At 71.5% G+C, this 13317-nt stretch carries 16 protein-coding genes; 13 read left to right on the top strand and 3 right to left on the bottom strand.

Annotation, left to right across the window (positions count from 1 at the left end):
• Nucleotides 1-31 precede the first annotated feature (31 nt).
• From HDA43_RS13670 to ccsB, 6 genes are all read left to right on the top strand, one after another.
• Entirely contained in the window at nucleotides 32-937 is a 906-nt protein-coding gene (locus HDA43_RS13670; RefSeq protein ID WP_179820525.1) for a LysR family transcriptional regulator, read from the top strand.
• A gap of 213 nt (nucleotides 938-1150) precedes the next feature.
• The gene (locus HDA43_RS13665) at nucleotides 1151-1789 is read left to right on the top strand and encodes a histidine phosphatase family protein (protein ID WP_179820523.1); all 639 of its coding nucleotides are present in this window, start codon (nucleotides 1151-1153) and stop codon (nucleotides 1787-1789) included.
• A gap of 154 nt (nucleotides 1790-1943) precedes the next feature.
• Entirely contained in the window at nucleotides 1944-2528 is a 585-nt protein-coding gene (locus HDA43_RS13660; RefSeq protein WP_179820521.1) for a TlpA family protein disulfide reductase, read from the top strand.
• 30 nt (nucleotides 2529-2558) lie between these two features.
• Nucleotides 2559-3293, top strand: a complete 735-nt coding sequence (locus HDA43_RS13655) for a cytochrome c biogenesis CcdA family protein (protein ID WP_179820519.1) — start codon at nucleotides 2559-2561, stop codon at nucleotides 3291-3293.
• Nucleotides 3294-3327: 34 nt separating this feature from the next.
• Entirely contained in the window at nucleotides 3328-5019 is a 1692-nt protein-coding gene (gene resB, locus HDA43_RS13650) for a cytochrome c biogenesis protein ResB (protein ID WP_179820517.1), read from the top strand.
• A complete protein-coding gene (gene ccsB / locus HDA43_RS13645) occupies nucleotides 5009-6043 on the top strand; it encodes a c-type cytochrome biogenesis protein CcsB (RefSeq protein ID WP_179820514.1) in 1035 nt (344 codons plus the stop codon). Before resB ends, ccsB begins: the two co-directional genes overlap by 11 nt.
• A gap of 124 nt (nucleotides 6044-6167) precedes the next feature.
• Here the strand turns inward: ccsB and HDA43_RS13640 are convergent, their stop codons facing one another.
• Nucleotides 6168-6461 (bottom strand): PLD nuclease N-terminal domain-containing protein, encoded by a 294-nt coding sequence (locus HDA43_RS13640; RefSeq protein ID WP_179820512.1) that lies wholly within the window; start codon nucleotides 6459-6461, stop codon nucleotides 6168-6170.
• 116 nt (nucleotides 6462-6577) lie between these two features.
• On the opposite strand from HDA43_RS13640, the gene HDA43_RS13635 reads away from it, so the two are divergent.
• Nucleotides 6578-7510 (top strand): hypothetical protein, encoded by a 933-nt coding sequence (locus HDA43_RS13635; protein ID WP_179820509.1) that lies wholly within the window; start codon nucleotides 6578-6580, stop codon nucleotides 7508-7510.
• A gap of 11 nt (nucleotides 7511-7521) precedes the next feature.
• Nucleotides 7522-7761, top strand: a complete 240-nt coding sequence (locus HDA43_RS13630; protein WP_179820507.1) for a hypothetical protein — start codon at nucleotides 7522-7524, stop codon at nucleotides 7759-7761.
• A gap of 135 nt (nucleotides 7762-7896) precedes the next feature.
• On the opposite strand, the gene HDA43_RS13625 is transcribed toward HDA43_RS13630, so the two are convergent.
• Nucleotides 7897-8136 (bottom strand): BldC family transcriptional regulator, encoded by a 240-nt coding sequence (locus HDA43_RS13625; protein ID WP_179820504.1) that lies wholly within the window; start codon nucleotides 8134-8136, stop codon nucleotides 7897-7899.
• Nucleotides 8137-8429: 293 nt separating this feature from the next.
• Between HDA43_RS13625 and HDA43_RS13620 the strand changes: the two genes are divergently transcribed.
• The gene (locus HDA43_RS13620) at nucleotides 8430-8627 is read left to right on the top strand and encodes a DUF4229 domain-containing protein (protein ID WP_179820501.1); all 198 of its coding nucleotides are present in this window, start codon (nucleotides 8430-8432) and stop codon (nucleotides 8625-8627) included.
• Here HDA43_RS13620 and HDA43_RS13615 read toward each other — a convergent pair whose 3' ends face one another.
• Nucleotides 8628-10016 (bottom strand): hypothetical protein, encoded by a 1389-nt coding sequence (locus HDA43_RS13615; RefSeq protein WP_246423977.1) that lies wholly within the window; start codon nucleotides 10014-10016, stop codon nucleotides 8628-8630.
• Nucleotides 10017-10094: 78 nt separating this feature from the next.
• On the opposite strand from HDA43_RS13615, the gene HDA43_RS13610 reads away from it, so the two are divergent.
• The 4 genes from HDA43_RS13610 to HDA43_RS13595 all read left to right on the top strand — a co-directional run bounded on the left by HDA43_RS13610 (nucleotide 10095) and on the right by HDA43_RS13595 (nucleotide 13284).
• Nucleotides 10095-10820, top strand: coding sequence for a demethylmenaquinone methyltransferase (locus HDA43_RS13610; RefSeq protein ID WP_179820498.1), 726 nt, complete (start codon nucleotides 10095-10097; stop codon nucleotides 10818-10820).
• Between the two features lie 145 nt (nucleotides 10821-10965).
• Nucleotides 10966-12243 carry a geranylgeranyl reductase family protein gene (locus HDA43_RS13605; RefSeq protein WP_179820496.1) on the top strand — a complete coding sequence of 426 codons (1278 nt, stop codon included), beginning with the start codon at nucleotides 10966-10968 and terminating at the stop codon, nucleotides 12241-12243.
• Nucleotides 12244-12370: 127 nt separating this feature from the next.
• The gene (locus tag HDA43_RS13600) at nucleotides 12371-12730 is read left to right on the top strand and encodes an NADH-quinone oxidoreductase subunit A (RefSeq protein ID WP_179820493.1); all 360 of its coding nucleotides are present in this window, start codon (nucleotides 12371-12373) and stop codon (nucleotides 12728-12730) included.
• A 2-nt stretch (nucleotides 12731-12732) separates the two neighbouring features.
• Nucleotides 12733-13284, top strand: a complete 552-nt coding sequence (locus HDA43_RS13595) for a NuoB/complex I 20 kDa subunit family protein (protein WP_179820475.1) — start codon at nucleotides 12733-12735, stop codon at nucleotides 13282-13284.
• Nucleotides 13285-13317: the final 33 nt, after the last annotated feature.

Here is a 13317-nt window from a genome sequence, read left to right as displayed (position 1 = left end):
TTTCTTTCTAAATGGCTTTAGAATCGCTTACATGTTGGATCTCAACCGCCTCAAGGCCCTGCACGCAGTGGCGGTCTACGGCTCCGTGGGCGCCGCGGCCGAGGCGCTGATGGTGACCCCGTCGGCGGTCTCCCAGCAGCTCGCCAAACTGGAGCGGGAGACCGGCGCGCCCCTGCTGGAGCGCAACGGGCGCGGTGTGCGGCTGACCGACGCGGCCGGGCTGCTCGCCGACCACGCCGGGCGCATCCTCGCGCTGGTTGAGACCGCCGAGGCCGACTTCGAGGCGCTGCGCGGGGAGGTCGTGGGACGGCTGTGCATCGGCGCCTTCCCCACGGCGGCCCGCGGCCTGATGCCCGGGGCGCTTCGGCTGCTGCAGAAGCGCCACCCCGACCTGCAGCTGCAGATGATGGAACGCGAGCCCGCACGGCAGATCCGTGAGGTGGCCCGGGGGGAGCTGGACCTCGCGCTGGCCCAGGACTGGTCGAACCGGCCGATGGCCATCCCCGAGGGGCTGTCGCGGGAGACGCTCCTCGATGACATCGCGGACGCGGCCCTGCCCGCGGCCCACCCGCTGGCCGGGCGTCCGGAGATCGAACTCGCCGACCTGTCCGGGGAGCGGTGGGTCAGCTCCTCGCCGGGCACCGTCTGCCACGACTGGCTGGTCCACACGCTGCGCGCGGCCGAGCTGGAGCCGGAGATCTCCTGCATGGCGGACGAGTACCCGACCCAGCTCGCCCTCGTCGCCGCCGGGCAGGGGTGCGCGATCATCCCGCGCCTCGGCCGCGACTTCCTGCCCGACGGGGTGCGGATCATCCCGCTCCGACCCAGACTGTCCCGCCGGGTCTACGCCCTGTGGCGCGCCGACGCGGCCCGCCGCCCGGCGATCCGGGCCGCCGTGGAAGCGCTCAAAGCCGTGGCCGCCGAACGCTGCGACTGAAGGCCGCCCCCGGGCGCCGTCGTGGACGGCCGGGCGAAGGCCGTCGTCGCCGAGGCATGGCCGTCGGACGCCGCCGAAGCCGAGGCATAGTCGTCGGACGCCGCCGAAACCGTGGTCGCCGGACGCCGCCGCCGAAGTCGCCGAACCCGTGCTCCCGGGCGCGGTGGGGCACCAGGTGGGGCGCGCCGTACGGATGGGTAGGCTGATGACACCATGGCCGAGACCACCATCGTTCATCTACTGCGCCACGGCGAGGTGCACAACCCCGCCAACGTCCTGTACGGCAGGCTGCCCGGCTTCCACCTCTCGGAGACCGGTGTGCAGATGGCCGAGACGGTCGCCAAGGCGATCGCCTCCCGCGACGTCGTCGCCCTGTTCTCCTCCCCGCTGGAGCGGGCCCAGGAGACCGCGGCCCCCCTGAGCGCCACCTTCGGGCTGGACGTCACGCTCGACGACCGGCTCATCGAGGCGGAGAACATCTTCGAGGGTCTGATGGTCGCGGGCGGCGACGGGATCTTCCGGAGCCCGAGCCGCTACCGCTACCTGTGGAACCCGCTCCGCCCCTCCTGGGGCGAGCGTTACACCGACGTGGTCCGGCGGATGAAGGCGGCCATCGACACCGCCCGCGACGCGGCGCGCGGTCACGAGGCCGTGCTGGTCAGCCACCAGCTCCCGATCTGGATCATCCGCCTCGCGGCCGAGGGCAGGCGGCTGCCGCACGACCCGCGCCGCAGGCAGTGCGGTCTGGCCAGCCTCACCACCCTGTCCTTCGAGGGGAACCGCCTGACCAGCGTGGGCTACAGCGAGCCGGCCGGCGCACTCGTCCGGCGCCCCGCCGTACCGGGCGCGTGACACCCGCGGACGCGCTGCCAGGCATATGACACGCGCCGGCGGGCGCGTGTCACCTGCGGACGCGCCCGCCGGACGCCCCACTGTGCCGGGGCGCGTGACCCCGCCGGTAGAGTGGCTGCTCTACCGGTTGTAGTACAGGGAGACCCCGCCACCGATGCGCGCAAAACTCTTCTTCGCTGCCGCGCTGTGCGCCGCCGTCGCCGTGTCCGTGTCCGGGTGCGCCGGGAACGAGGGGTCGCAGCCGCAGGCGGGCGACACCCGTTTCGTGGCCGGTGACGGCAAGATCACCATGTTCGACGCGGCCTCCCGCAAGGCCGCCCCCGCGGTGGAGGGGGAGACCCTGGACGGCGGCCGGGCCACGCTCGCCGCGCACCGGGGCAAGGTCGTGGTGCTGAACTTCTGGGCCTCCTGGTGCGCGCCCTGCCGGGCGGAGGCGCCGGTGCTCAAGGACATCGCGGCCAAGACCAAGGGCTCCGGCGTGGAGTTCCTGGGCATCGACTTCAAGGACCGCAAGGCCGACGCGCTGGCCTTCGAGCGGGGGCAGCAGGCGGGCTACCCCAGCATCTTCGACCAGCCGGGAAAGATCGCGCTCTCCTTCCAGGGCACGGTGCCGCCCGCGGCGATCCCCTCGACGCTGATCATCGACCGTCAGGGCCGGATCGCCGCCCGCGCGCTCGGCGCGGTCAAGCACTCCGACCTGCTCGCGACGGTCACCAAGCTGAGCGATGAGTCACAGTGACCGGCGGCGGACCCGATGAACGCGGGTGTGATGAGCGCTGACCTGGCCGGGACGGTGGCGGGCGGGTCGCTCGCCCTGGCGCTGCCGATCGCGGTGGCGGCGGGGCTGGTGTCCTTCCTGTCGCCGTGCGTGCTGCCGCTGGTGCCCGGCTACCTGTCGTACGTGACCGGGATGAGCGCCGACCCCCGGCGCGGCCGGATGGCCGGGGGCATCGCCCTGTTCGTCCTGGGGTTCGCCGCGGTGTTCGTGGCGGGCGGCGCACTGTTCGGCGGGCTGGGCGCGGTGCTGCTCGGCAACGCCGAGATCATCACTCGGGTGCTGGGCGCGGTGACCGTCGTCATGGGTCTGGCGTTCATGGGCGCGATCCCTGGCCTACAGCGGGATCTCCGCATCCACCGGGCGCCGGCGGCGGGCCTGGCCGGGGCGCCGCTGCTCGGGGTGGTGTTCGGCCTGGGCTGGACACCCTGCATCGGCCCTACCCTGGGAGTGGTGCTGACCCTCGGGCTCAACGAGGGCAGCGCCGGGCGCGGCGCGCTGCTGGCGTTCGCCTACGCCCTGGGCCTCGGCCTGCCCTTCCTTCTGGCGGGCCTGGCCTACGGCAAGGCGCTGCGCACGTTCAAGGTCTTCCGCCGCCACTCACGACTGATCACCCGGGTGGGCGGGGCCATGCTGGTCGCGGTCGGCCTGCTGCTGGTCACCGGGCTCTGGTCGGGGCTGATCGCGACGATGCAGACGTGGATCGGCGGATTCGAGCCGGTGATCTGATGAACCAGGCCGAGCGCGACGAAAGGGGGACGCGGTGAGCGAGACCGAACGGACCGGCCGGGCGGGTGTGGCCGTGGAGACGCCGTCTCCGGCCGGGCAGAAGCCCGCCGTACGGCCGGCGTCGTTCGGCGCGGTGGCGTGGGCGCGGTGGTTCTGGCGCACGCTGACGTCGATGCGGACCGCGCTGATTCTGCTGTTCCTGTTCGCGCTGGCCTCGATCCCGGGATCGCTGTGGCCGCAGCGCGGCATCGCCGACGCCAGGGTCGCCCAGTACTTCCGCGACGATCCCGGGCTCGCCGAGTGGCTGGACCGCTTCTGGCTGTTCGACGTGTTCCGCGCGCCGTGGTTCGCCGCGATCTACCTCCTGCTGTTCATCTCCCTGATCGGCTGCGTGCTCCCCCGGGCCGCCGTCCACCTGCGCGAGCTGCGAAGAAAGCCGCCCGCGCCGCCGCGCAACCTCGTCCGGCTGCCGCACCACGCCTCCTTCGACGCCGGCCTGACCGTGGAGGAGGCGGCCGCGCGGCTGCGCGGCCGCCGCTACCGCGTCACCACCGGTCCCGGCTGGGTGTCGGCGGAGAAGGGGTATCTCCGCGAGACCGGCAACCTGCTGTTCCACGTCTCGCTGGTCGGCATCCTGGTCGCCGTGGCCATGGGCGCGCTGTACGGCTACCGCGGCAACGTGCTGGTCGTGGAGGGAGAGGGGTTCTCCAACACGGTCGCCGCCTACGACCGCTACATCCCCGGCCAGCAGGTGAACGCCGAGTCGCTGGAGCCGTTCTCCTTCACCGTGGACGACTTCCAGGCCACCTACATCGCCCAGGGTGAGCGGCGCGGCCAGCCCCTGGACTACTCGGCCAGGCTCAAGGTCACCGACGCCCCCGGCGCGGCCGAGCGCGACTACGACCTCAAGGTCAACGAACCGCTGGACGTCAACGGCACGCTGACCTACCTGATCGACCACGGCTACGCGCCGACCTTCAAGGTCACGGACGGCAAGGGCCAGGTCGCCTACGACGGCCCGGTGCCGTGCCTGGTCGCCCAGCCGAGCACGTTCACCTCCGAGTGCACGATCAAGGTGCCGGACGCCCAGCCCCAGCAGCTCGGCATCCTCATGGGCTTCCTGCCGAGCGGTGTGCCGATGGGCGGTGAGTGGGTGTCGGTCTTCCCCGGCGCGGCCAACCCCCTGGCCCAGGTCTACGGCGTCTTCGCCGGTGACCTGGGGCTGGGCAACGGCCAGCCGCAGTCGGTGTACCAGCTCGACCCGGAAAGCCTGAAGAAGATGAAGCCGCTGGTCATGAAGGCCGGCGAGCCGCCCGCGGGTCAGAAGCCCGACCTGCCCGGCGGAGCGGGGGCTCCGGTCACGCAGGCCGAACCGCTGGCCGTCGGCCAGAAGCTCGACCTGCCCGGAGGCGCGGGCTCGATCGAGTTCACCGGCGTCAAGGAGTGGGTGGCCCTGCAGATCACCCACGACCCGGGCCGGATGCCCGCGCTGGTCTTCTCGGCGCTGGCCGTCCTCGGTCTGGTGCTGTCCCTGACCGTCCGCCGCCGCAGGGTGTGGGTACGGGTGAAGAACGAGGCCGTGGCCACCGGGGAACCGGACAGGTCCGCGCCCGGCCTCCGGCACATCGAGGTGGGCGGTCTGACGCGCACCGAAGGCGGTGACTTCGGCGAGGAGTTCGCCGAGGTCATCGCCGCCTTGAACCCAGGAGTTAAGGATGCCCGTTGAGAACAGCGGCCTCGCCGTACTGAGCGACCAGCTCGTCCTGGTGACGGTGCTGCTGTACGTCTTCGCAATGATCGGATACGCCCTGGACCTCGGCTTCGGCCGTCCCCGGTCCAGGGCGAGGGCCGCCGGGACGGAGGCAGGCGCCGACGCCGGGACGGAGGTCCCGGCCGACGCCGTGCTCGCCACGGTCGGCGGCGGTACGGCCCCGCCCGCCGGTGGGACCACCGGGCCCGTGGAGGCCGTGGAGGCCGTGGAGGCCGCCGGGCGGGACGCCACCGCCGGGAAGGAGCCCCCGTCCTGGGCGTCGCGGGCCGGCACGGTCGCGGTGGCGCTCACCTGGCTGGGCTGGGCCGCGCACCTGTCGGCGATCCTCACCCGGGGCATATCGGTGAACCGGTGGCCGTGGGGCAACATGTACGAGTTCGTGGTCGCCATGTGCCTGGCGGCGGTGGCCGCGTTCCTGTTCATGGACCTGCGCTACCGGGTCCGCTTCCTCGGGGCGTTCGTCACGGTCGCCGCCGCCCTCGGGCTGGGCTTCTCCGTGAAGTACCTGGAGGTGCAGGCCGGCCCGGTGGTGCCGGCGCTCAACTCCTACTGGATCGCGATCCACGTGTCGGCGGCGATCATCGCCAGCGGCCTGTTCACCGTGGCCGGGGTCTGCGGCATCCTCTACCTCGTCCGCAAGGACACCGCGCTGCGGCTGCCGTCCCTTGAGGACCTGGACCGGATCGCGCACCGGGCGATCGTGATCTCCTTCCCGATCTGGACCTTCGCCGTCATCGCCGGCGCGCTCTGGGCCGACAAGGCGTGGGGCCGTTACTGGGGCTGGGACCCCAAGGAGGTGTGGGCGTTCATCACCTGGATCGCCTACGCCGCGTACCTGCACGCCCGCGCCACCGCCGGCTTCAAGGGCCGGGCCGCCATGATCGTGCAGCTCATCGCCTTCGCCTGCCTGCTGTTCAACCTCGTCGGAGTGAACGTCTTCATCGGCGGCCTGCACTCCTACGCGGAGGTGCCGGGCTGATCGGAAGGTCCGGGAAGAGCGTCCGTGACGGGGCGGTGCGGGGTGGTCCCGCGCCGCCCCGTCCGCGTTCCGGTGGTTCTAGGGCCATCCGGCGGGTCGGTCCCGACCCGCCGGGCATGGCGCCTCAGTCGTCATCGCGCAGGCGCCGGTCGAGGTCGCGCAGGAAATCGGGGTCGTCGTCCGGGCCCCGGGGGGCCTGCGGCCGCGGCGCGTCCCCGGGCAGGGAGACGCGGGGCGAGCGGGGACCGACCGGCCTGCCGAGCAGGAGCCAGAACACCCCGCCGGCCAGGGGGACCAGCACGATGATGATCACCCACAACAGCTTGGGCAGGTTTCTCGCCTCCTCGTCCGGTGTGGTGATGGCGTCGAACAGGCAGTACAGCCACAGGGCGAGCAGTGCCAGCGCTAGCAAGGGCATGTTCCGCACTGTAGGCCATCACCGGTTCGGGTGAGGCAAGAGCCCGGTTTCGGGTGACTGGTGAAGATCCACGTCGTACGGTGGGATCCGTTGCCACTTCCCCTGGAGGGCATGCGATGGCGAGTTCCGCCGACAAGGGCCGCCACCGGCGGCGCTGGTGGCAGAGCGGCTTGTCGTCCCGGCGCGTGGACGGCGGCGCCGGCAGGGCGCCGCGCGACGCGGGCCCGGCGCCGCGCGAGACCGGTCCGGTGCGCGAGGCGGGGACGGCGCGCGAGACCGGCCCGGTGCGGGAGACGGGCGCGGTGCGCGAGGTGGGGGCCGGTCCCGAGCGCCGGGCCGGCACCGTGACGGCGACCGCGGCGGATCGTCCGCACTACACCTGGCGCGACTTCGAGCTGGCGGACGAGCGGCCGCGGGCCCTGCCCAACCCGCCCGACGCCCCCGGCCTCGGCGACGGCCTGCGGCACTGCGGGCCCCTGGAGGCGATCCTGCACCGCCAGTGGGACTCCCGGGAGGGCCCGCCCTCCCGGGAGACGGTGCGGGCGGTGGAGAGCCTCGCCCGGCTGCCTGACAGGCTCAAGGAGAAGCTGGCCGAGGGGCTCACCGGGATCTACGTCGGCGAGGGCGGGGTGCCCGACCTGGACGACATGGGCTACCTGCGCGGCGCGGCGCTGCCGTCGGGCCGCGCCACCTGGGACGTCTGCGCCGGGGCGTACGGTGACCGCAAGGTGGTCGTGGGGGACCGGCCCTCGCCCACGCCCGACGTGATGATGCACGAGATCGGGCACGCCCTGGACGACGTGGACGCGCCCCATGACGACTGGGTGTCCGACTCGGCGGAGTTCGTCGCCCTCTACGAGCAGTGCGTGCCGGTGCTGGCCTCGGGTTTCCACCTGCAGGCGGGGGAGCTGGGGCGCCGGGAGTTCTTCGCGGACGCGTTCGCCGCCATCGCCTCCCGGCAGCGGCCGGCCCTGGTGGACATGCTCGGCGGCGACACGCGGATGGCGCTCAATGTCATGTTGTTCTTCAACCGGCGCTACGGAATCTAGGTGATCTGAGGATGTACGTCATCAGGCTCGCTGACGGGACTCTGCGCGTGCCGCAGAGCCTGTCCAGCGATGACGGGCGTCTGATCGGCAACGCGTACGTGGAGGTCTCGCCGGGGGACCCGGACTACGACCGCTGGCTGGCGGAGTCGCTCACCGAGGAGGAGTTCGCGCTCCGGCGGAGGCGCTGGCTGGAGGAGAACGACGAGCTGGAGCGGGAGTTCCTGGCCTTCAAGGCGGAACAGGAGGGGTGAGCGGCGGGCGTCCCGCCGCCTCGCGGGGCGCGGTCGGCGGGCCGGTTCGCCCGTGGGCCGCGCGACTCCATCGGCGATCCTGCGGCATTCCGGGTAAGGCGCGCAGGACCACCGATGAGGTGACGTCCTCAGTCGTCAGACGCGCGGGGTCTCGCCTGCCGGCCGTTCGGCCGTCAGTACGTCCTCTCCGCGCAGAAGGGCGTGCACTTCCGACTCGCGGAACCGCCGGTGCCCTCCGGGGGTACGGATGCTGCTGATACGGCCTGCCGCGGCCCACCGCGTGACCGTCTTTGGGTCGACCCGGAAGAGGGCGGCGACCTCTCCGGGCGTCAGCAGACGCTCGCTGCTACTCTCCACAATCTCTCCCCCTCGCATCCCGCTTCCTGCCAGCGGGCGGACAGGTAACCAGTGTGCCGAGCGAAGTCTGATTTATCCGTGGTTTCTAACAAAGATCACGGGTTGTTACCGACTGACTGCCCGATTGTTATATGATAGAGCGTCTTTGACGCTCTCGTGGGTGTTTCTTTACAAAACTGATCTGTTGGGCACACTAGCAGTGCCCGTGCCCGGTGCGAAGAGCGTCCGCTCTGTCTTTATGGCACCGTCATGCCCCCGGATACTCCGGGGCGGCGCGGACCATACATGGAGAGTGACGTAACCTCGACGGTGTGCATCCCGTCTTCGTTTACACCGCCTCCCGGCTGGGACTGTTCGCCGTGAGCTTCGGCCTGCTGTATCTCCTCGGCCTGCGTGAGCCCTTGATCCTCATAGTCGCCGCATTCCTGGTCAGTGGGGTGGCCAGTTACGTCCTGCTGTCCAAACAGCGGGACGCGGTGAGCGCGCGAATCGCCAAGAATCAGAAGTGATCACGGCAGCGGGAACATGCCGACTCGGGCATGGTACTCGTGACCGAGCCGAGTTGTGTCGCTACCAACGAGTAGTCCCCTGGGGCAGGTGAGGAACGCCTTGACCCCGATTCCCCGGTCTCTGGTGGGATTCCACGGCAGCGCCCGGCCGGTGCGCGGGTCGATGGCCCCGATCCCCGGACGCGGAACCGCTCCGGGCCCCGCGGAGTCGTGGCCCTCCGGATTGTCCAGCCAGCGTTGGTGGCCGCCGACGTAGACCGCGGCCCCGGTCGCCGCCACCGCGTACAGCGAGTCACCCCCGGTGTGGTTGACCCAGGTGGGGGAGACCTCGCCCGAGGCACGCGGCGGGCGGGTCTCGAAGCGCGCGGCGGTGTCGCACGGCCGACTCGCCCCGCGTGGGCCTCCGGTCGTGACGACCGCGAAATAGGCGCCGTCGGGCGCGAAGTCCAGGCCGCGCACATAGCTCGGGAAGTCGCGGGCGCACCGCGCCGCGTAGAAGGCGGTCCGCCAGGCGTCGACCCGGGCGGCGCGGACGTCCACCAGGCCGAGCTGGGCCCTCGGCAGCCCGCCGAGGGTGGTGAAGTCGCCGCCGACCGCCAGCTTCCCGCCGCCGAGCGCCAGCGCGTGGACCCGTACCCGGGAGCCCCGCGGCGTGCCCGGCCGGATGCCGAACGCGGGGTCGGCGGCGCCGGTGGCGGCGTCCAGCCGGGCCAGGGCCGGGCGGGCCAGGCCGCCCGCGTGAGTGAAGCCGCCGCCCGCGTACAGCGCCGAACCGTCCCTGACCAGGGTGGTCACCGCGCCGCCGCGGATCCGGGCGGCGAAGCCGGTCACCGGCGAGCCGTCGGACAGCCGCAGCCGGGCCAGCGCGCCGGTCCGGCGGAGGACGGGGCCGCCCGCCGCGGTGAACTCCCCGCCGGCGTAGACGGTGCCGCCGTCGCCCGCGGCCAGAGCCCGGACCGGGCGGTCGGGCCGCGGCGCGAAGCCCGGCAGGATCCGCCCGGTGGCCAGGTCGTAGGCGAAGAGGTTGCGCCGCTCCACCGCCCGTGCCGAGCCGGCCTCGCGCACCCGGCTGAACCTGCCGCCGACCACCACCGTGTCGCCGACCAGGGCGATGGCGTTGACGATCCCGTCGAGAACGTGCGGGGTGGTGTCCACCGGGTCGGCCGAGACGACCGCGGGGTGCCGGACCGTGCCGGCCGCGGCGGGCGGCGGGGGGATGGCGAGGGCGGCGAGGATGGCGAGGGCCGACGCGGCGGTGACGGCGGCCCGGCGGAGGGCGGGGACGGCCGCGGCGGGAGCGGCGGCCCGGCGGAGAACGGGGACGGCCGCCGCCGGAACCGGGACCGGAACGGGGGCGACGGCCCGGGGAGGGGCGGTTTCGGGGAGCATTCCGCAATTACTAGCAGACCGTGAGTAACCGAGTGGCTACTTTCCGTGGAATGTCCTCGCGGGCCTAGTCTTGTCCTCATGACGCGCGCTTCGCTGGACAAGCAACCGCACGAGGTCGCCGCGATGTTCGATCGCACGGCCCGGCGCTACGACCTGGTAAACGACATCATCTCCCTCGGCCAGGTCCGGCTGTGGCGCAAGGCGACCGCGGCGGCCGTCGACGCCGGCCCCGGCGAGCTGGTCCTCGACCTCGGTGCGGGCACCGGCACCTCCACCGACACCTTCACCGCTCTCGGCGCCCGCGCGATCGCCTCCGACTTCTCCCTCGGCATGCTGCGCACCGGTGTGCGGCGGCGGGGCGGCTCGGGCCTGTCCGGCGGCGGGGTGCGCGGGGTCACCTTCGTGGCCGGTGACGCGCTGCGGCTGCCGTTCGCCGACGACGTCTTCGACGCGGTGACGATCTCCACCGCGCTGCGCAACGTCCACGACACCGGCCAGGCGCTGCGCGAGATGCTGCGGGTGGCCAAGCCGGGGGCGCGCCTGGTGATCCTGGAGTTCTCCCACCCGACGAGCAAGGCGTTCGACCTCGTCTACACCCAGTACCTCATGAGGATGATGCCGCAGGCCGCCAGGCTGTTCGGCTCCAACGACGACTCCTACGAATATCTGGCCGAGTCGATCAGGGCTTGGCCGGATCAGGCCGGGCTGGCTAGGATCATCCGAGAGGCCGGCTGGGAACGGGTCGCGTGGCGCAACCTGGCCCTGGGGATCGTGGCGCTTCACCGCGCCTACAAGCCGGCGTGAAGATTCGCGGGCGTTGCCGTACCCCGCTGACACTTCTGGCCGTAAAGGGGCTAGACTTCGGGCCGACAAGTTTGTGAAGCACTTCACAAAGGAACGAAGGGCCGAATACTCAAAGGCCTCGAAGCTGTAGGACAGGACGGGTCTCGTGACCGTGCCAGCCGCCACACAGCGGAACGTCACCGAAATCGACGCCGACGTGATCGTCGTCGGCGCCGGACCCGCCGGCTCGACGACCGCCTTCCATCTCGCCCGGGCCGGCCTTGAGGTCCTGCTGCTCGAAAAGACCACCTTCCCCCGTGAGAAGGTCTGCGGCGACGGCCTGACGCCCCGGGCGGTCAAGCAGCTCATCGCCATGGGCATCGACATCGACGCCCCCGGCTGGATCAGGAACAAGGGCCTGCGGGTGGTCGGCGGCGGCCTGCGCTTCGAGCTCGACTGGCCCGAGCTGGCGAGCTACCCCGACTTCGGCCTGGTGCGCACCCGGCAGGACTTCGACCAGATCCTCGCCGCCAACGCCGAGCGCGCCGGGGTCCGCCTGCTGCAGGGCGTGAACGTCACCGCCCCGATCCTCGACGAGCGCAGCGGCCATGTCGTCGGCGTCACCGCGAAGAAGGACGGCGAGGAGGTCTCCTACCGTTCCCGCCTGGTGGTCGCCGCCGACGGCAACTCCACCCGGCTCTCCCTGGCGATGGGGCTGCACAAGCGCGAGGACCGCCCGATGGGCGTGGCCGTACGGACGTACTTCACCAGCCCGCGCCACGACGACGACTATCTTGAGACCTGGCTGGAGCTGTGGGACGGCGACACCCTACTGCCCGGCTACGGCTGGATCTTCGGCGTCGGCGACGGCACCTCCAACGTCGGCCTCGGGCTGCTGAACACCAGCGACGCCTTCAAGGGCACCGACTACCGCGACCTGCTGCGGCGCTGGGTGGCGACCATGCCGCCCGAGTGGGGCTACGTCGAGGAGAACATGACCGTCCCCATCCGGGGCGCGGCACTGCCGATGGCCTTCAACCGGCAGCCCCACTACACCCGCGGCCTGGTGCTCGTCGGCGACGCGGGCGGGATGATCAACCCGTTCAACGGCGAGGGCATCGCGTACGCGATGGAGACCGGCCATATCGCGGCGGAGACGATCGTCCAGGCACTCGGCCGGGCGACCGCGGCCCAGCGCGAGCGGGTGCTGCGGGCCTATCCGAGCATCCTCAAGGACGCCTACGGCGGCTACTTCACCCTTGGCCGCGGGTTCGTGGAGCTCATCGGCCACCGCGGGGTGATGAACTTCGTCACCCGTCACGCGCTGCCGCACCCGCCGCTGATGAGGTTCGCGCTGAAACTGCTGGCCAACCTCACCGACCGGCGCGGCGACGCGTCCGACCGCATCATCAACGCCCTGTCGAAGGTGGCGCCACCGGCATGAACACCTGCATTGTGAAGCCCGGCCAGCGGGAGGCGAGCGCGATGACCGCCCTGCCTAGACTTGCACACCACACAGACACGACCAGCTACGCGCCGGCGCGCGTGGAGATGGGAGAGGAGGCGTAGCGATGGACCTGTACGCGCCCATCCTGGTGCTCGCCGTTCTCGCGGCGGGATTCGCGATCTTCTCGGTGACGATCGCTCCCTTCACCGGTCCCAAGCGCTGGAACCGCGCGAAGCTCGACGCCTATGAGTGCGGCATCGAGCCGACGCCCCAGCCGGTCGGCGGCGGCCGTTTCCCGCTGAAGTACATGATCACCGCGATGCTCTTCATCGTGTTCGACATCGAGATCATCTTCCTCTACCCGTGGGCGGTCGCCTTCGACCGGCTCGGCGTCTTCGGGTTGGTCGAGATGGTGCTGTTCATCGTCACCGTTCTCGTGGCCTACGCGTACGTGTGGCGCCGCAAGGGTCTGGACTGGGACTAGATATGGGACTTGAAGAGAAACTTCCGAGCGGGTTCATGCTCAGCACGGTCGAGCAGGTCGCCGGCTGGGCGCGCAAGAACTCCGTGTGGCCGGCCACCTTCGGTCTGGCCTGCTGCGCCATCGAGCTGATGTCCACCGGCGGTCCCAAGCACGACCTGGCGCGCTTCGGCATGGAGCGCGCTTCGGCGTCTCCGCGGCAGGCCGACCTCATGATCGTCGCGGGTCGGCTGTCGCAGAAGATGGCCCCGGTCCTGCGTCAGATCTACGACCAGATGGCCGAGCCCAAGTGGGTCATCGCCATGGGAGTCTGCGCCTCCAGCGGCGGCATGTTCAACAACTACGCCATCGTGCAGGGCGTGGACCACGTCGTGCCCGTCGACATCTACCTGCCCGGCTGCCCGCCGCGGCCGGAGATGCTCATCGACGCGATCGTGAAGCTGCACGACAAGATTCAGAACATGAAGTTCGGCGCGCACCGCGCCAAGCAGATCGACGAGCTCGAACTGCAGGCGCTGCGGACGCTGCCGCTGATCGACCAGGAGGCCGCGAAGTGACCGGCGGTTTTCCGGCGGCGGGCCCGCGCACGG

The sequence above is a fragment of the Streptosporangium sandarakinum genome (assembly GCF_013409935.1).
GTDB classification, from domain to species: Bacteria; Actinomycetota; Actinomycetes; order Streptosporangiales; family Streptosporangiaceae; genus Streptosporangium; species Streptosporangium nondiastaticum.
This window is presented reverse-complemented; position numbering and strand designations above follow the sequence as displayed.